The organism is Chryseobacterium piscicola (assembly GCF_900156685.1).
Classification (GTDB): domain Bacteria; phylum Bacteroidota; class Bacteroidia; order Flavobacteriales; family Weeksellaceae; genus Chryseobacterium; species Chryseobacterium piscicola.
In genome coordinates, this window is the sequence record NZ_FTOJ01000005.1 from 191,605 (window position 1) to 217,475 (window position 25,871).

The window sequence follows — 25,871 nt, forward strand, 5'->3', positions numbered from 1 at the left end:
ATTCAGCAGAAAAATTTAAAAGTAGAAACCTACCGCATTATTAAAAACAAAACTGAGAAGGATAATGTTTTTAATAGAGCACATTTATTCATTAATGATTTTGAATTGACAATTGTAGTGCAAGCTATTAAATTTGGAATATTCAAAAGTAAGGTGATTAATTAGATGGTGGATATGAGTTTGAATCTTATAATTATCACAGATAAGTTTTTGGCTCCCATGAATGAAAAAATGATAACACAAGTTATTGATTATCAGCTTAATATTATTTTAGGATCTAATGCGGTTTTGAAAATCTACGACATTAATGAAGATATAAAAGATACATTAATGAAGTTTATTAATTCTTGAAATAGTTTGATGAATCTGGTTTCCTAAAAATAAATTATAGTATCAAAATGATACTATAAAATCCTAATATTCAAACTCAACTCCGCCCAAATACACCAAAGAAAAATCATCAGTTTCTACAGAACTAGGCTTTGGAATTTGCCCTTGGCTCACCAAAACAAGCGAGTTGATTTCAAATGTAAGATTCATATCATTGATTCTGTTGTACAATATCGGCAGCCATTGTTCGGCAAAAGAATATTCTGAAAAATGCTGGATGCTTTTTTCAAAGCCATATTCCATCAAATCCTGATCAAACCAAACAGTTTCCTGCGACTCTGCAAATTTTGATATATAGGTGTCATCAGATTCTTCTTCAATATAGTAATTCTCATCTTCATCCACAAAGTGGTAAAAATCTTCCTCCGTTTTGAAATTCCCTACCCAAAAATCTAAAATCTGTTTATTCATAAAAGTATTCTCAAAAATTTAAAGCCCAAAGATAATACTTTAGGGTTTGGTTTCAAAACAACAATCATTGACAAATTTTTATAGGTAAGAAAGCGTAGTACTTTGTTTTTTTTATTATTAATCTCATTAAAACTAGCCTCTAATATTGTGAGATAAATGTAAATTTGAAAGTGTAATGCAATGTATTTCGTACTATATTATTAAATTTTGTGATATTGATTTTGTTTAAATTAAATTCTTGTTTGGTTATTGTTAATTCTTAGTTAAATATTTTTAAATATTTTATGTTTAAAATCACAAAATATTTGTAAATTTTTGCAAATAGAGTATTGTTTGCTAAGATTATTTTTGCATCAACAAGTTTATTCTAAAAAAGATTCTAAAAACACAACAATTAGTGATTAAACTGATGTTGAATAACTGTTAAGAATCTACTTGTTTTGAGTTTTAAAGAAATGTTTTTTTAGATAAAGTTTTTAAATAATTAAAATTTATAAACTTTAGTTTTTAGTTGGGGCTGCGTTGTAGAACGCAGCTTTTTTGTTTACTTTAAACCCTCAGTATTCCTCTGAACCCTCTTGATGCATAGTATGATTGTACACCATTGTGATACAGAAAAACAAAGTTGAATCTTCTATCACAGAAAAATGCGCCACCCAATTTTCTTATGTCTTCAGGGGTTTTTATCCAACTTGATGTTTTTTCGTCAAACTGAGCCAAAGATTGAAGTTCACGATATTGTTTTTCATCCAAAAGCTCAATACCCATTTCCTCTGCAGCATTTACTGCAGAATCTTTTGGCTTGTTTTCTTTTCTTGCATCAAGCGCTTGGTGATCATAGCAAAAACTTCGTCTACCAGAAGGGCTTTCTTTTGAGCAATCGCAGAAAATGATTTCAGATTCTATTTTTATTACATCGGGTTCGCCACCTGTTTGTTCCATTTTATAGAGACTTAGAAGTTTTGCAGAATCTTTTTTGAGTTTATTCTCAATAACATTCCAACTGAGATCTTTTATTTGAAATCTGTTTTTTTCTATCCTTTTTTTTAGAATATTTAAAAACTCATGACTCTCTTTGTCTGACAATTTCTCCGTTGCCATATAGCTAATTGTTTTAAAATAAAAATTATTCAATTTTTCATCTACGTGAATTTAGTGAAATATAGCTCAAAATGGAGTCATCTTATATTGAATTTTCCAATTGATTGTGAATTACCATTGTTACTTTATCTATTATATTAAAACTTTTTTAGGTAAATTTGTTTTATGCATACAGAAAAGCAAACACAAACACCTTCTATACAAGAAGAATATAAATATAAAAGTGTAAAAGGTGACGACAATAATGTACGAATCTACATACTAAAGAATGGTTTGGAGGTATTTTTGGCTCAAAATTTTGATGCACCAAGAATTCAGACTTTTATTCCTGTAAAAACGGGTAGTAATAATGATCCGGCAGATAATACAGGTTTAGCACATTACCTTGAGCACATGATGTTTAAAGGAACTTCAAAAATTGGAACACAAGATTGGGAGAAAGAAAAGATTTTGCTAGACAAGATTTCTGACCTTTATGAACAACACAAAGCGGAGCAAAACCCAGAAATTAAAAAAGAAATCTACCGCAAAATTGATGAAGTCTCTCAGGAAGCTAGCAAATTTGCTATTGCCAACGAATATGATAAGGCAATTTCTTCTCTAGGAGCCTCAGGAACCAATGCTCATACTTGGTTCAACGAAACTGTTTATAAAAATATTATCCCAAATAACGAACTTGAGAAATGGCTTAAAATTGAAAAAGAAAGATTTTCAAGTTTAGTACTGCGACTTTTTCATACAGAGTTGGAGTCTGTTTATGAAGAGTTTAATCGTGCGCAAGATAATGATTCCCGTTTGGTAAATTATGAATTGATGGACGCTCTTTTTCCTACACATCCTAACGGACAGCAAACCACACTGGGAAAAGCCGAACATCTTAGAAATCCTTCTATGAAAGCTATTCATAAGTATTTTGAGGAGTATTACGTTCCTAATAATTATGCGCTTGTGTTGGTAGGAGATTTAGATTTTGATAAAACAATCAGATTAATTGATCAGTATTTTGGAAGTATTCCCTACCGTGAGCTGCCTGTTAAAGAGAAAATTATAGAAAAACCACTTACTGAAATCATTAAAAGAACAGTTCATAGTCCTACAACACCAAGAGTTCAGTTGGCTTGGCGTACTGATAGCTACGGTTCGAAAGAGGCGCTTCTGGCAGATATTCTTGCCAATATATTAAGCAATAGAGGAGAGGCTGGGCTTTTGGATTTAAATATTAATCAAACTCAAAAAATGCTTTGGGGGCAGGCTTATTCTTTAGGTTTAAAAGAATATGGATATTTCTCACTCGTTGCAGTGCCAAAGGAGTCTCAGACTTTAGATGAAGCTAAAGATTTAATGCTCGAGCAGCTAGATTTAATAAAAAAAGGAGAATTTCCAGACTGGATGCTTCCAGCGATTATCAACGATTTTAAACTTCAAAGAATGAAAGCGTTGGAAACTGCGGAAGGATTGGCAATTAATCTTTATGATACCTATATAAAGGGCAGAACTTGGGAGCAAGAACTCAATGAAATGGATGATTATGCTGCTATAACGAAAGAGGAAATAGTGAACTTTGCAAATGAATTTTTAAAAGAAAATTATGTTATCATTTACAAAGAAAAAGGTATTAATGAAAAACTTTTGAAAGTAGAAAATCCTGGAATTACACCTATAAAGATCAACAGAGACGCGCAATCTGATTTTCTTAAGGAAATTCTGAACGATAAAACCGAAGATATAAAACCTGAGTTTATTGATTATGAAAAGGAAATTTCTGTAGAATTAGTACATTCAAAAAAACTAAGTTGCGTTAAAAATAAATATAACGAAATTGCCCAACTGTATTTTATTTTTCCAATAGGAAGCGATCACGACAGAGATTTGGGGCTTTCTATGCAAATTCTACAATATCTTGGTACAGATCGTTTTTCTGCAGATGAATTAAAAAAAGAGTTCTACAAAATAGGCATCACAAATGATTTCAAAACAAGCACAGATCAACTTACCATTACTTTAGCAGGTCTTGAAGAAAATATTGAAGAGGGAGTGAAATTGCTTCAGCATTGGATGAAGAATGTGCAACCCAATCAAGAAATTTACAATCAGTTTGTAGAAACGGTGCTGGAAAACAGAACGGCTGTAAAGAAAGATAAAAGTAGAATCATGCAGGCACTTACCAATTACACAAAACTGGGCCCGGTATCAAGATTTACCCAAGTTATTTCAAAAGAAGAATTGGAAAGTGCAGATGTAGAAATCTATACAAAAAGGATCAAAAATATGTTTGATTATCCTTATCAAATTTTTTATTACGGAAAAAATACTAAAGAATTTAAAAACTATATTGCACAATATATCACTCCAGAAACTCTGGAAATCCCTATTAAAAAAGAATATACCGAAACAGAAACAGGCGGAAATGTGTATTTCGTAAACTATGATATGGTGCAGGTAGAAATGAGTAAAATTGCCAAAGGAAAAGATGTAGATACTACGCAGTTTGGCAAAATCAATGTTTTTAATGAGTATTTTGGTAGAGGATTGTCTTCTATTGTATTTCAGGAAATCCGAGAGAGTAAAAGTTTGGCTTACTCAGCCTATGTTTCATATTCTCCAAATTCTGAGCTTTATCATCCAGATTACGTTACTTCTTACATTGGTACACAGCCAGATAAACTGCAGATTGCAGTTGATACAATGTCTGATTTGATGTCTGAACTTCCAGAAATTCCTGCTCAGTTTGAAAACGCAAGAAATGCTGCCCTGAAGCAGATTGCTTCAACTAGAATTACAAGAACAAATATTTTCTTTAATACGTTGAGGCTTCAGAAATTAGGGGTGAATTACGATATCAGAAAAGATGTTTACAGCCAGATTGAAGATTTAGATTTTAATGAAATGAAAAATTTTTATGATAATAATGTAAAAACACTCAACTTTAATACCGCTTTGATGGGTAATAGAGAAAGCATTAATCAGGAGGCGATAGAAAAAATGGGGGTGTTTCAGGAGCTAAGTCTGGAAGATATTTTTGGATACTGATTTAATTATTCCCGGTTTTTTAATTATTTAAAAAAAATATGCTTAAAAAAACATTTTTTAAGCATATTTTTTGCGTATCAGTTAAAAAAATTACTTCACAATCTTCATCTCATCAACCAACCATTTAGAGTCGGCAAATTTATCGATGACGAAGAGAATGTATTTTGTATCAACCATAATATTTCTGCTGAATCTTGGGTCATAATTAATGTCGCTCATTGTTCCTTCCCATTGTCTGTCAAAATTTAAACCTACAAGATTTCCTTGAGCATCAAGTGCCGGCGAACCAGAATTTCCACCTGTTGTATGATTGGTTGCTGTAAAACCTACAGGAACATCACCAGACTTATCTTTGTAGATTCCGTAATCTTTCTTGTTGTACAGGTCTACCAATTTTTGCGGAACATCAAACTCGTAATCTCCTGGAACGTACTTTTCTATAACTCCCGACAAATGGGTCTGGAAATCATAAGATACAGCATCTCTTGGGCTAGAACCTTTTACTTTACCATAAGTTACTCTCATAGTAGAGTTGGCATCTGGGAAAAATTTTCTTTCCTTATCCGTTTCCATCTGCTGAGCCATAAATTTCTTCTGCAAGGCATCAATTTTAGTCTGAAGAGAAGTGTACTGTTTATCTACTGTTTTAGAATAAGTATCTTTTAAACTGTTGAAAAGAATATACATCTCGTCTTTTTTGATGGCTGTAACCAATTGATCAGGATTCGAAAATGCTTTATCAATATCTGAGGAAAGACTCGCTCCGTTTACTTCAGATCTACCAGTAATTACAGAATTTTTAGATAGATTTTCAATGGTTTGAAGATTTTGAGACTCATTTTTATACTTTTCAAATCCTGCAGGCAGATAAGTAGGAGCAGTTTTGTTGGCATACAAAGCAAGAAGTTTAGCGGTAACTTTTGCATCCAATTCTGCACTATAATCTTTGTAAAATGACGCGAGTCGATTTTTGAAAGCAACAGTGTTTTTTTCATCCATTTTCCCAGATTCTACAGCTGCAATGTAGTTTGAAAACAGGTTGGCCAGCGCAAGAGTTTCAGCATTTCTGATGGTCTCTGTATAATAAGCGTTGTTTAAAGCATAAGGCGCCTGCTCATTATAAAGTTGTGTAAGCTGATCGAGAGTTATTTTAATATCCGGGTTTTTGGAAATTAAAGTCTGCTCGTAAGTTGCTTTTTTCTGAACTGCATTCGATTTTTTCAAGCCTTCCACTTCCCCGATCCATTTCTTCCAGTAGTTGGCTACAGAAGCATATTTAGAAGCGTATTTAATTCTGGTGGCGTCATCAGCGCGCATTTTTTCGTCTAAAGTTTTCAGAGCAACATCACGCACCGCAATTCTTGCAGGATCAGTGTCTCTCATGATTTTATCTACTGCAATTGAAGGAAGATATTCTGTAGTTCTTCCCGGAAATCCAAATACAAATGTGAAATCGTTTTCTTTTTTATCTTTAATAGAAACCGGAAGGTAATGTTTAGGCACATAAGGCACGTTATCCTTAGAATATTCTGCAGGTCTGTTGTTTTTATCAGCATAAATTCTGAACATCGAAAAATCTCCTGTATGTCTTGGCCATACCCAGTTGTCTGTATCTGAACCAAATTTTCCTATACTTTGAGGCGGTGCTCCCACCAGGCGGATGTCTTTGAAGGTATCTGTTACAAAAGCATAATATTTGTTGCCGTAATACATAGATTTTACCATTACTTTTTGTCCGGGTTCAGTTTTAATAGTCGACTGAACTTTTTGAATATTGGCATTGATCTGAGCAGTTTCCAAATTAGGATTACCTTCTAGAATCTCTTTGGTAACGTCTTTTATATCCACTATGAAATCTACGGTAACTCCAGGGTTTGCCAGTTCTTCACTATTGTTTTTTGCCCAAAATCCATTAGACAACAGATCATTCTGAACCGTAGAGTGCGATTGAATTTGGCTGTAGCCACAGTGATGATTGGTTAGTAAAAGACCTTTTGGCGAGATAATCTCGGCAGTACATCCCCCGTTAAACTGTACCACTGCATCTTTGATGCTTGGTTTTTGTGTATTAAATATATCTTTGGCAGAAATTTTCATACCCAGATCCTTCATTTCCTTTTCATTAAGCTCAGTAGGGATCCACATTCCGCCGTATTGCTGTGCAATTCCCACAGAAAAACTGAAAAATGCAGAAGCAATAAGAATATTACGTTTTATCATTAGAAAATTTTTTGCCTAATTTAAGAAATTAATGCTTGGTATAAAAGCAAAAAACCTCCCGAATTTCTTTAATATAGGCTTTTACATTGCTGTAATGTTCAGTAATTAAATGATTTTTGGATAAAAAATACTAAAAATTGAAATAAATTAAGGAATTTTAATCAATATTCACATTTATTTATTGTTTTATATGATTGTCTGCAATCTGTTATTAGTGAAAATATTTTGTATTTCTTGGCCAAGTATAGGCCGTTGTATAACTTATAAACAATCAGTATTTTAAACGTCTTGTTTGCCCTTGCTTTAAATTAAACATGATAATGAATAGCGGATATTAAACAGCTTTAAAATATCAAAATTTTATTCTAAAACTGAAAAGAATTTATTTTTTCATCAGACATCATTTGTAGGATAAAATTTTCATGATTATCATTTTTTCCCGTGAGAAGCCAACTGGTGACGGAGCCTTCTTTAGAAAATTGTTGCTTAATCATAACAGATTTTAAATGATTGTCTTTAAATAATATTTTGCAATATTCTAAATCGTTTTTGTGTGAAACATTTATTTTATACTCTCGTATTTTGTGATTTTGATCAATGTAATTTTGAAAATAGGTAAGCGAACTAAGTATCAGCAATACCAAAACAGTTCCTAGAAATGACAAATAGACATAGCCCGATCCCACTGCCATTCCTATAGATGCAGTAGCCCAAATCGTTGTGGCAGTAGTGATTCCGTCAATTTTATTGTCGCCTTTAAAGATTACTCCTGCACCCAAAAAACCTATTCCCGTAATGATATTTGCTGCCAAACGATCTGGGTTATCTACGCCAATTTTAATGGAAAGAATAGTAAAAAGACAAGATCCAAAACAAACCAAAATAAATGTGCGTAGACCCGCAGATTTATTTCTGTATTCTCTTTCGGTGCCAATGCATAAACCAAGAAAAACCGAAATGAAAATAAGCAGTAATTCGTTTTGGATAGAGTGGTCTTTAAGGAAATCCATTATTATTTGTTTACATAAAATTACAATAATTATTGATAAAAAATGGCAAATTCATTTCTCTAATGTAAAATAAAATGAATTATAAAAGTGCAAAAGAAAAAAAACTCAACGGAGAAATGTATAAGGACACAAATGTATTTTTATCACAAGTAGAAAACTCTGGAGTATGCACTTCCAATTACAATGGGAATATAACAGTTATTTTGGCGCGGAGTTTAGTATGCTTTCTGGAGTTGAGATGAAAGACAACGCCATAATCTGAGCGGGAAGTGTAGTCACAAAAGATATGCCTGCCAATGTTCTGGCCGTTGGAACACCTTGTAAAGTTATCCGTAAAATTTAGAATGTTTTAATTTTTTAATTTCTTAATTTCTCCCAGATTCTGCAGCTTATTTGCATTACAACACACTCGTTCAAGTAGGTTTTATGCTGGCAAATGCGGATGGAAATGGCTTCAAAGCCAGCTTCGGAAAATTCTCAGTAAAGCATCTTCCCGACCAGCGCCGTCTGGAATGCTTGAAGAAAAATCAGAAGTAGATTTAAAACAAAACTCTCAGAAATCTAAATCTGAGAGTTTGTTTTTTATACTGCATCAAAAGTCTGAACTCTTGAGTCTTTTTTACCCAATAAGATCCAAAAACTCCTGCTCATCCAGAATCGTAATTGTCCCAATATCCTGCGCTTTTTTCAGTTTGCTTCCGGCTTTTTCGCCTACAACCAGATAATTCAGGTTTTTAGAAACAGCAGAAATATTTTTTCCGCCGTGTTTTTCTACCATTTCTTCCGCAGATTCTCTTGTGAATAATGAGAGTTTTCCGGTGAATAGAAAAGTTTTGCTTTCTAAAGTGTTGGATAAAATTTCATTAGTGTTTTCTCCTTTTTCAAGCTGAACGCCATAAGATTTTAATCTTTCAAGCATCAAAATATTTTCAGTATTATTAAAGAAATCAACGATGCTTACAGCTATCTTCATCCCAATATCTTCTACTTGGCAAAGTTCTTCCGCTGTCGCTTTTTTCAGATCATCAATTGTGTTGAAATTCTTCACCAATTTTTTGGCAACCGTTTCTCCAACGTGTTTGATGCCTATCCCGAATAAAACTTTTTCAAACGGAATTTCCTTAGATTTTTCAATTCCATCAATGATATTTTGTGCAGATTTTTCTGCCATTCTTTCTAAAGGCAGAAGTTGCTCTTTCGTTAAAGCATAAAAATCTGCCGGATTTTCTATCAGTTTTTCTCTGTACAACTGTTCAATGGTTTCTCCACCAAGATTATCAATATTCAAAGCTTTTCTGGAGACATAGTGAATCATTCTTCCCACAACCTGTGGAGGGCAGTGCAAATCGTTCGGACAAAAATGAATGGCTTGGTCTTCCAGTTTTATCAACTCTGTTCCACATTCTGGGCAGTTTTTAATGTATTCTATTTCTTTGCTTTGGGAAGTTCTTTTCTTTTCGTTCACGCCCACGATTTTAGGAATGATTTCGCCACCTTTTTCTACAAAAACAAAATCGTACTCGTGCAAACCTAGTTTTTTGATAATATCTTCATTGTGAAGTGAGGCACGTTTTACGGTTGTTCCTGCCAGCAAAACAGGTTTCAGATTGGCAACAGGTGTTATCGCCCCAGTTCTTCCGACTTGGTAAGAAACGCTTTGCAGCTCAGTTTCTACTTTCTCGGCTTTAAATTTGTACGCCATCGCCCAACGTGGAGATTTTGCTGTGTAACCCAATTGTCTTTGTTGTTTTAATGAATTCACTTTCAAGACAATCCCATCAATTTCAAAAGGAAGATGGTGTCTTTCTGTATCCCAGTAATTGATGAATTCTTTTATTTCATCAAGGTTTTTGCAAAGTTTTGCTTGGTCTGAAATGGTAAAACCCCAATCCTGAGCTTTGTGAAGCAATTCCCAATGGCTTTCTGCCGGAACTTCCTGCGAAATAAACTGGTACAAAACCGAAGAGAGCCTGCGTTTTCTTACCTCGCCGCTGTCTTGCATTTTTAAACTTCCGCTTGCTGTATTTCGTGGATTCATAAAAAGATCAAGACCTTCTTCCTCACGCTGCTTATTGATTTTATCAAAGTTTTTTCTCGTTAAATAAATTTCACCCCGCATAAAAAACTGTGCTGGGAAATTTCCGGTTAGTTTCAAAGGAATGTCTGAAATTGTTTTCACATTTGAAGTAATCTCATCACCCTGAAAACCGTCCCCACGGGTTACAGCTTGCATTAATTTTCCGTTTTCATATAAAATAGAAATCGATGCGCCGTCATATTTTAATTCGGCTACAAATTCTACGGGCTCATCAATGGTTTTAATAATTCTTTTTTCCCAATCTGCCAAGTCATCAAAATCATAAGAATTATCCAAAGAATACATTCTAAACTGATGCTGAACGGTAGGGAAATTCTTCGTAATTCCGCCACCCACGCGTAAGGTTGGAGAATTGTCATCGTAAAATTCTGGATGTTTAGCTTCCAGATCCTGAAGTTCTTTTAATAACAAATCAAATTCAAGGTCAGAAATGGTAGCCACATCCAACAGATAATAGTTGTCGTTGTGCTGGTTGAGTTCTTTGCGGAGTTGTTCTATCTTTTGCTGAATGTTTTCGGACATTGGAAAATTTATTTAAAAGCAAAAATAACCAAAGTAATTTCAATTTAAAAAAATAAGATAATTAAATAATGTGAGAATATTAAAATAGCTTAACACGCCTTAACAGTCTGATATTTCATCTGATAAAATCTGTGTTTATAATGTGTTAATATTATGTTGCAGTTTAATTAAAAAAATGTTAAAACTCCCTTAAACAAAGGGATGAGGAAGTCAGGATACCTTTGCACATCTAATTTTAACAAAAATGAAAAGAGTAAAGATTGTATTAGGATTATTGTTTTTAGGAATGGGTACTATGGCTTACGCTCAGACAACTCAAGCCTCAATAATTGGGAAAGTGAATGGCGCAGGAAACGTGGGACAAGACAAAATTAAAGTAACAATTGTAAATGAATCTACAGGCTTTAGAACAGAAACAGTAACCAATTCTAGAGGAGAATACATTTTTAAAGAAATTCCTTTGGGAGGACCTTATACGGTGATTGTAAATGATGAGAAAAGAGAAGGCTATAATGTGAATTTTGGAGATCAGGTTACGGTAAACATGAGTCTTGAGAATTCTGATGAAAAAGCTATCGGAGAGGTAGTAATCGTTGGGAATTTAAAAAACAAGATTGGAAACTTGGGTGCTGCCACAGCAATTACTGCTAAAAATATTGGAATCTTGCCTGTAAATGGTAGAAACTTTACCAACCTTACCGAATTATCACCTTTGAGTGGTAAGGGTGGAAACTTATCGGGTCAATTAGGATCCTCAACCAATTTTACGATTGATGGGATGACTGCAAAAAACCCAACTTCTGCAGGTTCTACTACAAGCAGAAGTAATGCTCCTTACTCAATTTCTATTGAGGCGGTGCGTGAATTTAAAATCACGACCAACCAATATGATGTTACATTAGGAAGAAGTGGAGGCGGAACGGTAAGCGCAGTAACAAAATCTGGAACCAATACGTTTACGGGAAGTGCTTGGGAATATTTAAGAACAGGATGGCTATCTAGTAAATACGATATCAGAGGAAATGAGCGTGTGAATGATTTTTCAACATCTCAGTTTGGGGTGTCTTTGGGCGGTCCGATTATTAAAAATAAATTGCATTTTTTTGCAGCATGGGATCATCAGATCGATTCAAAACCTTTGCTTATTGCAGATGTTCAGAGTAATGCAGATGCGTTGAGACTTGGAGTAACCAAAGAATCTTTGAACCAGGTACTCAATATCGGAAGAGCGAAATATGGTGTTGGGAATACGCCGCAATTTGGATCTTTTGATAGAGTAAGAAATTCTGATGCAGGATTTTTACGTTTAGATTGGCAGATTAATGAAAAAAACTTGCTGACCCTGAGAAATAATTTTACTTACGATTTTAATAAAAATGGATTGCAGGATAATACCGCAATTAATTTCTTTGAATCGTATGCCAATGATAAAAATTTAGATAACAGTCTCTTGATGACTTTGAGATCAAATCTAAAACCTAATTTAACCAACGAATTAAAAGCGCAATATCTATATACTTTCCAAGACAGTTATCAAAATGATGAGTTGGGCAGAACGGTTCCAAGGGCAATTGTAGAGCGTGTAGCTTCTACGATTGACGGAAAAAGTTTTACGACTAATATTCAAATGGGTGGACATCGTTTTGCTCAGGAGGGATTCAAAAATAATGTTTTCCAATTGGTAGATAACTTATATTACAATACCGATAAAATAAAATATACTTTTGGAGCAGACTTAATGTTTACAAGATCAAAATCGATCTACGGAAGTGAAGTTAACGGTAAATTCCAGTTCTTGGGAATTGATAATTTTAATAATCTTACGCCTTACAGATATTACAGAGAAGTGCCTTTGGTACAAGATACATCGGTGAAATCTAGCATTTATAATTTAGGATTGTACGGTCAGATGCAGACCAAAATTGCGAAAGGTTTAGACTTAATGGCGGGTGTGAGATTTGATTACGGAGGCTATCCTAAAGCAGAATTCAACCAAAAATTGTTTGATCAAATGGGAATAAGAACCGATAACAAAATTAAATCCTTTATCATTCAGCCGAGATTCCAGTTGGATTGGAATATGAATGAAGGAAATAAAGATTTCTTAAAATTCGGAGCAGGAATTTTCTCATCAGATATTAATAACTATATGATAATTAATAATTTGGTGTTTGATGGGAATCATTTTGCTACAGTAGATGTCAATCCTACTCAGATTGGTCTTACGCCAAATTTCCCTGGGTACAGAGCAGATTATTCTACCGTTCCTTCGCTGCAGCAATATCAGCTTCCTACGATTAACTATACCGGAAATGATGCAAAAATTCCGATTGTTTACAAAGCAAATATTTCTTATACCCATTTCTTCAACGAGAGATTAAGAGCAGGGGTTGCAGGATACATGGCTTTAGGTAGAAACAACTATTTCTATTATGACAGAAACATGGTTGCCAATCCTTATTTTACCTTGGGTAATGAAGGCGGAAGAGGTGTATATGTTCCTTTGAGCGCTGTTAATCCCGCCAATGGAACCATGAATTGGAAAGATGGAAGAATTAATAAAAACTTCGGTCGAGTTTTAGAGCTTGTGAGTGATGGTAAAGTCAATCAGTTTTCATTTGTAGTAGATACAAGCTATCGTTACTGGAAAGATGGAGAAATTACTGCAAGTTACACATGGTCAGACATTAAAGACAATACTTCATACAACGGAAATGTAGCCAACACTGCAACATTGTCTACTTTGGTACAAAGTGATCCCAGAGATTTGAGAATGTCTTATTCTGATAATCAGTTTAGAAATAAAGTGGTTGTATATGGAAACTCTCCTACAATTGCCGGATTTACTTTAGGAATCAGATATTCCGGAATTGGAGGTACACGCTTCTCTGTAACTTCCGGTGGAAACGTTAATGGGGATTTTGTAGATACCAATGATTTAGCCTATATTTTCCCAAGTCTTACCCAAACTTTAATAGATAATCCTGAAGTGGGTGATGCATTAAAAAACTATATTACAGACTACAACAACCAGATTGCCGAAAGAAATGGCGGTAAAAATGGTTTCTTCGGTGTTTGGGATTTTCGTATTGCCAAAAAAATTAAATTTGAAAAGATTGGAGGTTTCGAACTTTCTGTAGATATCTTCAATGTTGCCAATATGCTGAATAAAGAGTGGGGTGTCAATAAATCTTACGGAAATACAGCACTTTATAGAATTACAGGTTTCGATCCTATTACCAAACAATTTAAATATAACTTAAATACAAGTGGTTTAGAGCCATTGTCGGGAAATCCTTACCAGATTCAGTTAGGAGCCAAATACACGTTCTAAAAATTTAATATTATCTTTATGTAAAAGTCTTTCGGGGCTTTTACATTTAATTTTCCAATTTATATTATGAAAAATTTTATCTTAGGTTTAGCAGTTTTAAGCGCAGCATTTATGAACGCACAAACCCAAATTATCGCACACAGAGGTTATTTTCAAACCAATCCTCCAACCACAGAAAATTCATTGAAATCTCTGGAGAACGCTCAGAATCTCAAGATTTATGGAGCTGAATTTGATGTGAGAATGACCAAAGACGGTGTTGCTGTAATTAATCACGACGAGCATCACGGAAATATGGAAATTTCAGAAACAAATTTTAAAGAACTTCAAAAGCGAAAACTTTCAAACGGAGAACAGTTTCCCACTCTGAAAGATTATTTAAAGAAAGGAAAAAAAGATAAATCTTTAAAATTGATCGTAGAAATAAAGCCAGATAAAACCAAAGAAAAAGAAGATGAGTTAACAGCAAAAACCATCAAATTGATAAAAGATCTGAAACTCGAGTCACAAAGCGAGTTTATTTCTTTTAGTTTAAATATCTGTAAAGAAATTAAAAAATTGGAACCTTCATTCAAAGTTCAGTATTTGAAAGGAGAATTGTCTCCACAGCAGATCAAAAACGAAGGTTTGGATGGTATAGACTATCACTACAGCATTTTTCAGAAAAACCCGACTTGGATTTCTGATGCAAAATCTTTGGGACTAATCACCAATTCGTGGACGGTAAATGATGTTGCCATTTATGATGAACTTAAAAAACAGGGAATTGATTTTGTTACGACCAATATTCCGGAACAGTTAAAGAATAAATAACTTTTACTTTTAATTAGATTGATGTCTTGCAGTTGTCCTGTAAGACATTTTTTTTATAAAGATTCTGAAAAATACAGAGAAAGATCATAAAGTTACATCCAAAACTTTGTATGCAGTGCATTAAGCTTCATTAATGTCTCTAAATGAGTGTATGATAGAGAGATAGCTTTATTTGTTAAGATAAATTAATAAATCGTTTAATAATTATTTAAAATATGTTAAAACCTTATTAAAACCTTAGTCATAATGTCGTTATAATTTTGCGCAAACAAAAATTAGATATGCGTAAGGATACTCAAAAATTGCTTCTCTTATCCGTTTTAGGGTTGGTAAGCGTCAATATGGCGGCTCAGCAACAGATAAAGAAAGATACAGTGAAGAATATTGAAGAGGTTGTTGTTACAGCTCTCGGAATCAAAAGACAAGATAAATCATTAGGTTATGTAGCAGAAAAGGTAAATTCTGAGGTTTTTGAAAATATTCAGAACAACAACTGGGCTCAAAATCTGGAAGGTCGCGTTGCGGGTTTGAAAATTCAAACAGCAGGAGGTGGGCCTTTAGGTTCGTCTAGAATTACATTGAGGGGTGAAAAATCTTTTAATCTTGATGGTAATTACGCTTTAATTGTAGTAGATGGAGTTCCGTTAAGCAATTCAACCACTGGAACAGGAACGGCAGCTTATGGAGCAGGAACAGGAGGAGATTTGCCAATCGATTTGGGAAATGGTTTAAACAGCATTAATCCGGATGATATAGAATCTGTAACGGTTCTGAAAGGAGCTTCTGCAGCAGCATTGTATGGTTCCAGAGCGGCAAACGGAGCATTGATGATCACTACAAAATCCGGGAAAACAAAAAATGGAAAAATTAAAGTGTCTTTCAATTCATCATTAAGTTACGATTCTGTTTTAAAATGGCCAGATTATCAATATCAATACGGGCAGGGAACTTTAGCTAAGAATACTGCCGGGCAGTTTTTCTATTCTTACGGGGCTTCTGCGGATGGTGTAAGTACAGGAGGAACGAGCAGTGCTTTCGGACCAAAATTTGATGGACAATCTTATTTTCAGTATGATCCTAACCTTTTGGGCCAAAGCGCACAAAGACAATTGTGGCGACCTTATGAAGATAACATCAAAGGCTTTTGGGAAACGGGTGTTACCTCATCCAACAATGTTTCTATTGAAAACAGCAGCAAAAAAACAAGCTACAGAGCCTCTCTTACTTACCTTGATAATAAATGGATGATGCCCAATACAGGTTTCAATCGATTTAACATGGCGTTCTCATTCGATCATAAATTAACAGATAAATTCAAAATTTCAACCAGATTCAATTACGCAAATACAAAAAGTGACAACCTTCCGGGAACGGGTTACAACAATCAGTCGATTTCTTATTTTATGATTTTTCAGAATCCGAATGTTGATCTGGCTTGGTACAAACCCATTTGGAAACCAGGGCTAGAAGGCATTGATCAAATTCATCCTTTCAGCAGTTTTATTGATAATCCTTACCTCATCGCTTATGAAATGCTGAATGGTGTTGAAAAGAAAATGATCACAGGAAATATTTCCGGAACGTATGATTTTAATAAGAATTTCAGCTTATTGGTAAGATCAGGTATTGAAATGCTGGATGAAGAAAGAACAACCAAAAGACCATACAGTTCTGCTAATTATTTGAAAGGATTCTACAGAGAGCAATATATTAAGAATAATGAATTTAATAATGATGTACTTTTTACATTCAAAAAAGATTACAACAAGTTCAATGTAAGTGCGAATGCAGGTGCAAGTGTACGTTATAATGAATATGTAATGACAGATTACCGTGCAGAAGGGCTGAAAGTTGCCGGAGATTACAGTCTCAATAATGCTATTTCTCAGCTTGTAAAAGTTCCGAAACCTTATGATCAGCAGACCAATTCTGTGTACGGATTATTAAGTGTGAATTATGATAATATCGCATTCATAGACGTTACAGGAAGAAACGACTGGAGCAGTACACTTCCTACACAGTACAGATCTTTCTTTTATCCTTCTGTAAGTACAAGTTTTATTATTTCAGATATTTTTAAATTATCTAGTACGAAATTTAATTATTGGAAGTTGAGAGCTTCTTGGGCGAAAGTAGGCGTTTCTGGACTTCCTTACCAGTTACATAAATACTACACTCCGGATGATTTCATTGGCTCGGTTTTAACTCCGGGAACTTATCCCAATCCTCTACTGAAGCCTGAAGATAATACGAATATTGAAGCCGGAATGGATTTTTCTGTTCTGAAAAACAGATTGAGTTATAATTTTACTCTTTATCAGAACGATACAGACAACCAGATAATTACAATACCTACACTTTTAGAATCAGGTTATTCTAGCAGAATCATCAATGCCGGAAAAGTAAGAAACAGAGGTGTGGAAATGAGTATCAATGCAATACCTTTCAAAACTCAGAATTTCAGTTGGAATGTTTCTGCCAACTGGACGCTGAACCGAAATAAAATCCTCACATTACCAGACGAGTTTGCGGGGCAAAACTCATACACCATTTCTACCGTTGCTGGTGTTCTTTATTACAATGCAGTTGTAGGAGGGTCTTTAGGAGATTTGTATGGATTTAAACTGATGAGAAATGCCAATGGCGATGTGGTTTACGATGCTCAAACAGGGTTGCCGGCAAGACCAGACAGAGTAGAAAAAGTAGGCAATGCATTCCCAAAATGGAGAGCCGGACTTCAGAACGATTTTAAAATCAAAAATTGGCAGATCAGCTTTTCTTTCGATGGGCAATATGGTGGAATGGCTTACTCACAAACTCACCACAAAATGTCTGAACAAGGTAAACTAGAAAATACTTTGATGGGAAGAGAAAATCCTAACGGAACCATCGTAGGACAGGGCGTTGTTCTTAATCCCGACGGATCTTACAGCCCGAATACAAAAGCTGTTGGTTTAGCTGCTTACTACGGAGATTATTACCGAAGAGCCAATGTGGAAACCAATACTTTCGATACTTCATTTATTAAACTCAGAGATGCAAGAATTGCCTATTCTTTCTCTAAAGATGTGATTGCTCCTTTGAAGCTTACCGAGCTTACTTTAGCAGTTTATGGTAAAAACCTCTGGATGTGGACCAAATTTCCACTGTTTGATCCTGAAGTTGCCTCACTCAATGATTCTACAATCACGCCGGGTGCGGAAATAGGTCAGTTACCATCGGCAAGAACTGTAGGTTTTCAGGTTAATTTAAAATTTTAAAATCAAGCTCATGAAAAAAATATTTTTATCTACCGCAATTGCTTTGTCAATTTTAAGTGTTACTTCTTGTGACAGAACTTTTGAAGAAATCAATACCGATACCAGTAAAATAAAAAATCCTTCTGTAGGCAGTTTTCTGGTTCCTATTCAGTATGATATGGGATCTTACGGTTACAATAGAGCAGATGATTTTACATTTGATATTATGCAGGTCGCTCTATCTTTTCCAAATGAAGGAACTACAGTGAGCCGTTACTATCTTACAGAAAGTACAGGAAACGGATACTGGAATACAAGTTATAAATGGCTTAAACAGGTTAAAGAACTCAACGAAGCTGCCAAAAAAGAAAACAACAACAATTATCTAGCGATTTCAAAAGTTCTGAATGCTTGGATTATGGCAAATCTTACTGACGCTTTTGGTGATGTTCCGATGACCGAAGCACTTCGTCTGGAAGAAAATATAATGAAACCGAAGTACGATAAACAAAAAGATATCTATACATTCCTTTTGAATGACTTAAAAGAAGCTAACGCACTTTTTGATACTACAAAAACTTTAAGCGAAGGAGATCTTTTCTTTCAGGCAAATTCAAATGTTGCAGGAATCGTAAAATGGAAAAAATTCTGTAATTCTCTTTCTCTAAGACTTTTAACAAGAGCTTTGAAGAAAAATGGCGAATTGAATATCAATGAAAGAATTGCTGAAATTGTAAACAATCCTACTGTTTACCCTATTTTTCAAAGTATTACAGACGGAGCCGTTTTAGATATTTCGGGAATTGCACCATTAATGCCACCCATCGCAAGACCACAAGATTTTACGGCATACCGTGCTACAGGAGAGTTTTTCACTCAGACTTTGGTAGACAATAATGATCCAAGACTGAGTATGTTTTTCACGCAGGCAAAATCTATCCCCGGAAATGCGAATATTGGTTACAAAGGCGCGCCTTCTGGTTATGCCTTGGGAACTTCATTCAATTACCAACCTTCCAATCTTAATCAAAATTTAGCAAAAGCTCCGCTTAAAATTTTAGTGATGCCTTATGCAGAGTTGCAGTTTGTTTTATCTGAATTGGCATTTAAGGGCATTATATCCGGAAATGCACAGACTTTCTACGAAAACGCTGTAAAAGCAACTATTGAACAGTGGGGAAGTACAATGCCAACAAATTATTTTGCAAATCCTAAAGTAGCTTACAATGGTACTTTAGAAAGAATTATGCTTCAGAAATACGTAGGATTGTTCTTTGTAGATCATCAGCAATGGTATGAGCAGAGAAGAACAGGATTCCCGGTTTTACCAAACAACGGAGGTCTTTTCAATAACGGAAAAATGCCACAGAGAATGCCTTATCCTACCGTTACAAAAGTTCAGAACTATGATAATTATATTACTGCTTCACAAAATATGGGCGGTGATAATATCAATACCAAAATGTGGTGGAATCAGTAATTGAAATTCAATAAAAAATAAAAGTAAAATGAGCATAAAATTCTTAGTACCAAGTTTATTAATCTCGGCAATGGCATTTTCTCAAACATCTGTTTCAGGATATGTGTTTGAAGATTTAAATAAAAATAATAAAAAAGAAAACCGCGAAAGAGGAGTTGAAAACGTAGCCGTGTCCAATGGAGCGCAGGTGGTATTAACTGATAAAAACGGAAGGTACAGCTTACCGATTCAGCAAGATCAGACTATTTTTGTAATCAAACCTTCTGGTTTTAAATTGCCTTTAAATTCAAACAATCTTCCACAGTATTATTATCAGTACAAACCAAAAGGTTCACCTGAAGATTTCAAATATAAAGGTGTTTTACCAACGGGAGCGCTTCCAAAGGAAATTAATTTCGCTTTAGAAAAACAGGAAGAAAGCAAAAATTTTGACATCCTTGTTTTCGGAGACCCACAACCTTACACAGAGAAAGAATTAGATTATTTCAAGAGAGCAATTGTAAATGAAGTAAAAGGTACGAAGAAAAATGCCGTTTTCGGAATTAGTTTGGGTGATTTGGTGGGAGATAATTTAAGTTTACAAAAGCCTTACGCAGATGCGATGAAAGAGATTGGGCTTCCGTGGTACAATGTAATGGGAAATCATGACATGAATTACGAAGCAAAAGAAGATATTCTTTCAGATGAAACTTTTGAGTCCAATTTCGGTCCTGCAAATTACTCTTTCAACTATGGGAATGTGCATTTTATGGTTTTAGATGATATTTTATATCCCGATCCCAGAGACGGAAAAGGATATTGGGGAGGTTTCCGTGAAGATCAGATTCAGTTTATCCAAAATGATCTAAAGCTTGTAGACAAAAATAAACTGATTGTAGTGTCTTTTCATATTCCTTTGGAGCATACCAATGAAGACAACTTCAGAAATACAGACCGCCAAATATTATTTGATGCACTTTCACCGTTTGCAAATGCATTGCTCTTATCAGCGCACACACACATTCAGCAACAGATTTTCTACGGGAAGCCTCAAGGCTGGAAAGGTGAGAAAGATCTTCATGAATATAATGTAGGAACTACTTGCGGCGATTGGTGGTCCGGAACTTCAGACGAAATAGGGTTGCCAACTTCTACGATGAGAGATGGTACTGCAAAAGGATATTCTTTTATCAGTTTTAATGACAATCAGTATAAAGTAAAATATAAAACAGCTGGAAAACCAGAAGATTATCAAATCAAATTATACCTTCCGAAAGTGATTCCTTTTCCTTCAAAAACTTCAGCCAAAGTAGTGGCAAATTTCTTCATAGGAAGCAAAAAAGACAAAGTGGAATATAGAATAGACAATGGCAAATGGACAGTTATGGAATATAACGAAACGATTGATCCCAATTTTGCCCAGTCCGTTTTTAAATGGGACACCACGCAAGAGCTTTTCCCGGGAAGAAGACCATCTAATCCGGATTTGTCAAAACATATATGGATTGGCGGATTTGGGAATAAGCTCACTCTGGGAAAACATACAGTGGAGGTAAGAGCTTCAGATATGTATGGAAATCAGTTTACAGCTTCAGAAAATTTTGAAGTAAAAGACAAGATTGTTATTCCTTAATTTTAATACTTATAGTTACTTTCTAAAACCGGCTTACTTGTAAGCTGGTTTTATATTAAATAGAATTTACTAATCATCTTATTTACTTAAATCAAAATAATAAACGTTTGTTTAAAAAAATGGTTTCGTAAATTTGTGCCATCAAAAATTGAATAATGAATTTAAAAGGAAAAAATGCCATCGTTACTGGTGGAGGAAGAGGTTTGGGTAAGGCTGTAGCTTTAATTCTTGCCAATGAAGGCGTAAATATAGGTATTACAGGAAGAAATGAGGAAAACCTTAAAATGACTGTTGATGAAATTCAAAAATTGGGAGTGAACGCAACTTACGCTGTCTTCAGTATAGATAACGAAATACACGTAAAAGCAGGTATAGAGTCTATTGCAGAACAATTGGGAGGCGTAGATATTTTAATAAACAATGCAGGAATTGGAGATTTCGGTTCTATTGAAGAAATGCCATCCGAAGTTTGGGAACAGGTTATTAAAACCAATCTTTTCGGAGTATATTATGCAGCAAAAGCAGTTTATCCTTTTATGAAAGCAAAAGGGGAGGGCGATGTTATCAATGTAGCTTCTACTGCAGGTTTGAAAGGAGGTCCCAATATGTCGGCTTATGCAGCATCAAAAGCGGCCGTAGTTTCTCTATCTCAATCCATGATGGCAGAATGGAGAAAGCAAAACATCCGCGTTGTTACTTTAACGCCTAGTACAATTGCTTCAGATATGTCGATTGATGGAGGTTTAACAGACGGAAATCCGGATAAAGTCCTTCAGCCGGAAGACTTCGCAGAATGGGTAAGAGATATTTTGAAAATGAACAGACGTGCTTTAATTGCAAATGGTTCTATTTTTTCTACAAACCCCTAGCTGAGAAGTTAGATTTTAGAAGTTAGAAATTAGTTTTATAAATGCCGAATTTCTCTTTCTCTTAAGTACTTTAAGTACTTGGTTTTCATGAAACAAAAAGATGAAGGTTAGTTAAAAATACGCAATTCTTCAACTACAAATAATAAAATCAATGGAAGCGGACTTTAGTCCGCTTTTTTTTTGTGTCAATAGATCAGCTTTAGCCAAAACCTTATGCTCTTACTGTTTTATCTAATCTTAATGATTAAATTTATTAATCTTTCAATTTATAATTTTTTAAATATTTACTTTTGCAACAAATTACTCACATGCAAAATTATTTAGAATTCGATTTCAAAATTTCTCCGCTTCAACCTTGGAGTGATATATTAATGGCTGAACTTATTGAGATAGGTTTCGACAGTTTTACCGAAGAAATTAATGGTATTTTGGGATATATTCAAAAAGATTTGTTTACAGAAGACGAGTTGAAATCTCTGCCGCTTTTTCAGAATGAAGAAGTGAAAATAGAATATACTTTCACGGAAATGCCCAATATCAACTGGAACGAAGAATGGGAAAAGAATTTTGAACCCATTAACATTGATGATAAAGTTTTAATAAGAGCAGAGTTTCATGAATCTGTTCCGGGAATGCACGAAATTATCATTCAGCCAAAAATGTCGTTCGGAACGGGCCATCATCCAACAACACACTTGATGATTCAGCAAATGATGGATATTGATTTTAAAGACAAAAAAGTATTGGATATGGGCTGCGGAACTTCGGTTTTGGCTATTTATGCAAAACAAATTGGAGCCGGAGAAACCAAAGCGATTGATATAGACGAATGGTCAGTTGAAAATTCAAAAGAAAATGCTGTAAGAAACAACGTAGAATTGGATATTGAACTGGGAACTGCAGACAATTTAGGAAAAGAAAATTATGATGTAATCTTAGCCAACATCAACAGAAATATTCTTATCTCAGATATTCCTACCTATGTTTCTGTTTTGAATAATGGTGGAAAATTATTGCTGTCTGGTCTTTGTTTCTTCGATGTAGACGATATTTTGGAAGTTTGCAGAGAAAATAATATTGAACTCAAAAAACAAATTCAGAGAGAAGAGTGGGTAAGTCTGCTTTTGGAAAAATAGACTTCTATATATTGTGCAGGTTTAATGATGTAAAAAATATTTTGTGATATTTATTCTTTTAATTATAGTAATAAATACGCTTTTCTTTCAACTTAAATTTAAAACAAAATGAGAAATTTTCTGACTTTAGCCCTTGTGTGTTTTGTTCAATTTTTTTTTACACAAGATGGTGATTATGTCTATGCAAATGGCATTTTTCAATTTGAGGAAAACAAAACGCAGAAAATTTTTACAGATTGGTCCAGAGTCCGCCAGTCTCCAGATGTGAATGCAAAGATTTTGGATTCGCTTCATACAAATAAACAGATTTTAATTCTGAAAAAGGAAGAACAGATATTAAAATTAGGTGAGAGAGCTGCTAATTGGTACAAAATATCATATCAAAAAGAAGATCAGAATTTTGAAGGTTTTCTTTGGGGTGGAAATCTCTCCGTGGGATTTAGAAATAAAAATGGATACGATTTTCTGTTTGGTATAACTAAAACAATCAATAAAAAAAATCCTGATTTTGATGGCTCATTTCCTCAGAATTATGCATCTATCAAGGTTTTGGAAGGATATGTTCTTTTGGATGAAGTTCCCTTTGAAACCGGTTCTGGCGAAAGTTTGAGCTACGGAACTTTTGTAGTGGAAAGCAATCATAAACTTAAAGATGTAGATTTCACTTTAAAAGCGATGGTTTCTGGTGAGGCTTGTGGTATTGCAAGTTATGATCAGTATGTTCTGTTTAGAGATAAAAAACTCATTGCACTGCCTCAACTGATGAATGTGGGCGATGCGGATGTATATTATCATTCAGAAAAGTTTATTTTTCCTAATGACAAAGGGGGAATTCCCAATACCTTCGTTTTTAAAATGGAAGAAATGGAAAAGGACGAAAAAGACCGCGAGAAATTTAAACGTGCTTCAAAAACCTACCTTTGGAACGGAAATTCTTTCAAAGCAAAATAAAAGCGCTCATTTCATCTAGAAATAAACGCCTTCATCAAAATTATATGGAATTTGCTAAATTAAAAATACTTCTTGCATAGGTATTCTACATTGGTATTCAGTAACTTATTTTTATTGAGAAAATATTCTAAATTTTCAAACTCTTCCTTAGTGGTGTTCAGATAAAGCTGGAACGAGCCAAAATCATTTCCGTTGAAGTATTCTACATTTGCATTTACAACCTTGTAGTGCACCCCCATCTCATTATAGATTGCATTAAGGAGAATATCAAATTTCATTTTCCCATTAAGCTCTATTTCCAAAATAAGTTCTTTATGGTTAATGTTGTGTTTCTGTGGCAGAAATAGTTGCTTTGTAATCATGGCTCAATTATTTTTAAACAGGCTCTTAAAAGACAAAACAAAAATAGTAAAAATAAATAGTCTACAAAATTAATAGACTAATAGTTTTTAATTTTAACATAAAAAATGCAGATGATAGTTTTTTTATGGTTTTACAATTCTTTTATTCTCATGATTTTATCAGAACTAGCCAATCCGTTCGGGTTGCAGCCCAATTCACCTTCAGGAACTTTAATGTTTTTGTTATCGTAAAAATTTTGCCAAAATGTATTGGTTTCCCCGGTTTTGGGATCGATGAAAGTCATGGGTTCAAGCTTGAAAATTTCATCTTTTCTAAAAGCTCTTTCGATAAAATCTGAGCAATAGAATGAGTTTTCGTCTAAAATATAATTGAAATTATAAGGTTTTCCAAGCATTGAATCTGCCATCAATAAAGCATTTGGAATACTTTTCATGAATTCCGGTTTCATACGGTAGATTATAATATTCTGCTGATCTTTTTTCTGATCTTTAATAAAATCATTTAAATTTTGCCGGTTCGATCCTTTTTTCGGCGAAGCGTGAAGCACAGAAAACTTTCCGTTTTTAATTTCTAAAATTCCGATGTGATCAAATTTCTCATCCTTATTTTTTTGGGTAACGTTATTAATTGCTCCAGATAATCCTGAATTTTTTGCCGTTACAAAAAGTAAATCTCCATTTCGTAATTCATTTTTCACTGAAGATGAGCAGTTTATAATAGTGAGAATTGCTGCTAAAAGGAAAATAAATTTAGCGTTTAATATTTTTTTCATAAAGATCAATCCAATTTTGTACGGTCATTTTTTTGATTAATTCGGCAACTAAATCAAACGGAATTTCATTATTGTGTTTAAATCTTATACAAGATTTCCCCATATCAAGTTTTCTTTTAGAATATTTTGGAAATTCTTCTGTAAACCAAGTCAATATATCATCATTGGCGTACATTCCCATGTGGTACAGCGCAATAAAATTTTTCTGAGATGCCAAAGCGATAAATGGAAGCGATTTCCCCGGAGTACAATGATAACCAGCGGGATAAGTTTCCAAAGGAACATTCCAAGTAATCATACCGCTGCTCAGGGTTTCTTCAAAACCATCAGGTAAATTTTTTTTAATGGTATTATAGAGTTTTATGAAAGCTTCTTGTCTTTCTTCGGGAATTTGAGATAAATATTCTGCTATAGAATCTGCAGGTATTTGCATAATTGATTTTTTTTATTCAAATAAACAAAATTTAAATTAAACAAAAACGGCTGTACAGATATGCACAGCCGTTTAAAATAATAATTC

General features: G+C 34.2%; 18 protein-coding genes. 10 read left to right on the plus strand and 8 right to left on the minus strand.

Translation table 11 applies throughout. The annotated features are described in order from the left end of the window. Nucleotides 1-174 precede the first annotated feature (174 nt). Nucleotides 175-351, plus strand: a complete 177-nt coding sequence (locus BW939_RS15840; RefSeq protein WP_159439263.1) for a hypothetical protein — start codon at nucleotides 175-177, stop codon at nucleotides 349-351. Nucleotides 352-414: 63 nt separating this feature from the next. Here BW939_RS15840 and BW939_RS09700 read toward each other — a convergent pair whose 3' ends face one another. Both BW939_RS09700 and BW939_RS09705 read right to left on the minus strand, forming a co-directional pair. Then, the gene (locus BW939_RS09700; RefSeq protein WP_076451829.1) at nucleotides 415-801 is read right to left on the minus strand and encodes an immunity 22 family protein; all 387 of its coding nucleotides are present in this window, start codon (nucleotides 799-801) and stop codon (nucleotides 415-417) included. A 549-nt stretch (nucleotides 802-1,350) separates the two neighbouring features. Then, entirely contained in the window at nucleotides 1,351-1,902 is a 552-nt protein-coding gene (locus BW939_RS09705) for a DUF4256 domain-containing protein (RefSeq protein WP_076451830.1), read from the minus strand. Nucleotides 1,903-2,067: 165 nt separating this feature from the next. Here BW939_RS09705 and BW939_RS09710 point away from each other — a divergent pair, with 165 nt between their 5' ends. Further along, entirely contained in the window at nucleotides 2,068-4,932 is a 2,865-nt protein-coding gene (locus tag BW939_RS09710; RefSeq protein WP_076451831.1) for a M16 family metallopeptidase, read from the plus strand. Between the two features lie 90 nt (nucleotides 4,933-5,022). On the opposite strand, the gene BW939_RS09715 is transcribed toward BW939_RS09710, so the two are convergent. The 3 genes from BW939_RS09715 to ligA all read right to left on the minus strand — a co-directional run bounded on the left by BW939_RS09715 (nucleotide 5,023) and on the right by ligA (nucleotide 10,782). Further along, complete coding sequence (locus BW939_RS09715; protein ID WP_076451832.1) at nucleotides 5,023-7,152, minus strand: S46 family peptidase; 2,130 nt, start codon at nucleotides 7,150-7,152, stop codon at nucleotides 5,023-5,025. 365 nt (nucleotides 7,153-7,517) lie between these two features. Continuing rightward, the gene (locus BW939_RS09720) at nucleotides 7,518-8,162 is read right to left on the minus strand and encodes an MgtC/SapB family protein (protein WP_076451833.1); all 645 of its coding nucleotides are present in this window, start codon (nucleotides 8,160-8,162) and stop codon (nucleotides 7,518-7,520) included. A 619-nt stretch (nucleotides 8,163-8,781) separates the two neighbouring features. Continuing rightward, nucleotides 8,782-10,782 (minus strand): NAD-dependent DNA ligase LigA, encoded by a 2,001-nt coding sequence (gene ligA, locus BW939_RS09725; protein WP_076451834.1) that lies wholly within the window; start codon nucleotides 10,780-10,782, stop codon nucleotides 8,782-8,784. A gap of 244 nt (nucleotides 10,783-11,026) precedes the next feature. Here ligA and BW939_RS09730 point away from each other — a divergent pair, with 244 nt between their 5' ends. From BW939_RS09730 to BW939_RS09765, 8 genes are all read left to right on the plus strand, one after another. Beyond that, nucleotides 11,027-14,116 (plus strand): TonB-dependent receptor, encoded by a 3,090-nt coding sequence (locus BW939_RS09730; RefSeq protein ID WP_076451835.1) that lies wholly within the window; start codon nucleotides 11,027-11,029, stop codon nucleotides 14,114-14,116. 66 nt (nucleotides 14,117-14,182) lie between these two features. Beyond that, entirely contained in the window at nucleotides 14,183-14,929 is a 747-nt protein-coding gene (locus BW939_RS09735) for a glycerophosphodiester phosphodiesterase family protein (RefSeq protein WP_076451836.1), read from the plus strand. 281 nt (nucleotides 14,930-15,210) lie between these two features. Then, complete coding sequence (locus BW939_RS09740; protein WP_076451837.1) at nucleotides 15,211-18,189, plus strand: SusC/RagA family TonB-linked outer membrane protein; 2,979 nt, start codon at nucleotides 15,211-15,213, stop codon at nucleotides 18,187-18,189. A gap of 10 nt (nucleotides 18,190-18,199) precedes the next feature. Beyond that, the gene (locus BW939_RS09745; protein WP_076451838.1) at nucleotides 18,200-19,648 is read left to right on the plus strand and encodes a SusD/RagB family nutrient-binding outer membrane lipoprotein; all 1,449 of its coding nucleotides are present in this window, start codon (nucleotides 18,200-18,202) and stop codon (nucleotides 19,646-19,648) included. A 28-nt stretch (nucleotides 19,649-19,676) separates the two neighbouring features. Continuing rightward, nucleotides 19,677-21,260, plus strand: a complete 1,584-nt coding sequence (locus BW939_RS09750; protein ID WP_076451839.1) for a calcineurin-like phosphoesterase C-terminal domain-containing protein — start codon at nucleotides 19,677-19,679, stop codon at nucleotides 21,258-21,260. Between the two features lie 155 nt (nucleotides 21,261-21,415). Then, a complete protein-coding gene (locus BW939_RS09755; RefSeq protein WP_076451840.1) occupies nucleotides 21,416-22,129 on the plus strand; it encodes a 3-ketoacyl-ACP reductase in 714 nt (237 codons plus the stop codon). Between the two features lie 308 nt (nucleotides 22,130-22,437). After that, on the plus strand, nucleotides 22,438-23,265 hold the full coding sequence (gene prmA, locus BW939_RS09760) for a 50S ribosomal protein L11 methyltransferase (RefSeq protein WP_076451841.1): 828 nt from the start codon (nucleotides 22,438-22,440) through the stop codon (nucleotides 23,263-23,265). A gap of 108 nt (nucleotides 23,266-23,373) precedes the next feature. Then, nucleotides 23,374-24,216: an SH3 domain-containing protein gene (locus BW939_RS09765; RefSeq protein ID WP_076451842.1), complete on the plus strand. Its 843-nt coding sequence runs from the start codon at nucleotides 23,374-23,376 to the stop codon at nucleotides 24,214-24,216. Nucleotides 24,217-24,275: 59 nt separating this feature from the next. On the opposite strand, the gene BW939_RS09770 is transcribed toward BW939_RS09765, so the two are convergent. The 3 genes from BW939_RS09770 to BW939_RS09780 form a co-directional block, all read right to left on the minus strand. Continuing rightward, nucleotides 24,276-24,578 (minus strand): NIL domain-containing protein, encoded by a 303-nt coding sequence (locus BW939_RS09770; protein ID WP_076451843.1) that lies wholly within the window; start codon nucleotides 24,576-24,578, stop codon nucleotides 24,276-24,278. A gap of 131 nt (nucleotides 24,579-24,709) precedes the next feature. Beyond that, nucleotides 24,710-25,351 (minus strand): YiiX/YebB-like N1pC/P60 family cysteine hydrolase, encoded by a 642-nt coding sequence (locus BW939_RS09775; RefSeq protein WP_076451844.1) that lies wholly within the window; start codon nucleotides 25,349-25,351, stop codon nucleotides 24,710-24,712. Continuing rightward, nucleotides 25,329-25,784, minus strand: a complete 456-nt coding sequence (locus BW939_RS09780) for a DUF1801 domain-containing protein (protein WP_076451845.1) — start codon at nucleotides 25,782-25,784, stop codon at nucleotides 25,329-25,331. The genes BW939_RS09775 and BW939_RS09780 overlap by 23 nt, the downstream gene beginning before the upstream one ends. Nucleotides 25,785-25,871 lie beyond the last annotated feature (87 nt).

Excerpts from the sequence above, each read along its gene's own strand:
- BW939_RS15840 (WP_159439263.1), top strand. The coding sequence starts at position 175 with ATGAGTTTGAATCTTATAATTATCACAGATAAGTTTTTGGCTCCCATG.
- BW939_RS09700 (WP_076451829.1), bottom strand. The coding sequence starts at position 801 with ATGAATAAACAGATTTTAGATTTTTGGGTAGGGAATTTCAAAACGGAG.
- BW939_RS09705 (WP_076451830.1), bottom strand. The coding sequence starts at position 1,902 with ATGGCAACGGAGAAATTGTCAGACAAAGAGAGTCATGAGTTTTTAAAT.
- BW939_RS09710 (WP_076451831.1), top strand. The coding sequence starts at position 2,068 with ATGCATACAGAAAAGCAAACACAAACACCTTCTATACAAGAAGAATAT.
- BW939_RS09715 (WP_076451832.1), bottom strand. The coding sequence starts at position 7,152 with ATGATAAAACGTAATATTCTTATTGCTTCTGCATTTTTCAGTTTTTCT.
- BW939_RS09720 (WP_076451833.1), bottom strand. The coding sequence starts at position 8,162 with ATGGATTTCCTTAAAGACCACTCTATCCAAAACGAATTACTGCTTATT.
- ligA (WP_076451834.1), bottom strand. The coding sequence starts at position 10,782 with ATGTCCGAAAACATTCAGCAAAAGATAGAACAACTCCGCAAAGAACTC.
- BW939_RS09730 (WP_076451835.1), top strand. The coding sequence starts at position 11,027 with ATGAAAAGAGTAAAGATTGTATTAGGATTATTGTTTTTAGGAATGGGT.
- BW939_RS09735 (WP_076451836.1), top strand. The coding sequence starts at position 14,183 with ATGAAAAATTTTATCTTAGGTTTAGCAGTTTTAAGCGCAGCATTTATG.
- BW939_RS09740 (WP_076451837.1), top strand. The coding sequence starts at position 15,211 with ATGCGTAAGGATACTCAAAAATTGCTTCTCTTATCCGTTTTAGGGTTG.
- BW939_RS09745 (WP_076451838.1), top strand. The coding sequence starts at position 18,200 with ATGAAAAAAATATTTTTATCTACCGCAATTGCTTTGTCAATTTTAAGT.
- BW939_RS09750 (WP_076451839.1), top strand. The coding sequence starts at position 19,677 with ATGAGCATAAAATTCTTAGTACCAAGTTTATTAATCTCGGCAATGGCA.
- BW939_RS09755 (WP_076451840.1), top strand. The coding sequence starts at position 21,416 with ATGAATTTAAAAGGAAAAAATGCCATCGTTACTGGTGGAGGAAGAGGT.
- prmA (WP_076451841.1), top strand. The coding sequence starts at position 22,438 with ATGCAAAATTATTTAGAATTCGATTTCAAAATTTCTCCGCTTCAACCT.
- BW939_RS09765 (WP_076451842.1), top strand. The coding sequence starts at position 23,374 with ATGAGAAATTTTCTGACTTTAGCCCTTGTGTGTTTTGTTCAATTTTTT.
- BW939_RS09770 (WP_076451843.1), bottom strand. The coding sequence starts at position 24,578 with ATGATTACAAAGCAACTATTTCTGCCACAGAAACACAACATTAACCAT.
- BW939_RS09775 (WP_076451844.1), bottom strand. The coding sequence starts at position 25,351 with ATGAAAAAAATATTAAACGCTAAATTTATTTTCCTTTTAGCAGCAATT.
- BW939_RS09780 (WP_076451845.1), bottom strand. The coding sequence starts at position 25,784 with ATGCAAATACCTGCAGATTCTATAGCAGAATATTTATCTCAAATTCCC.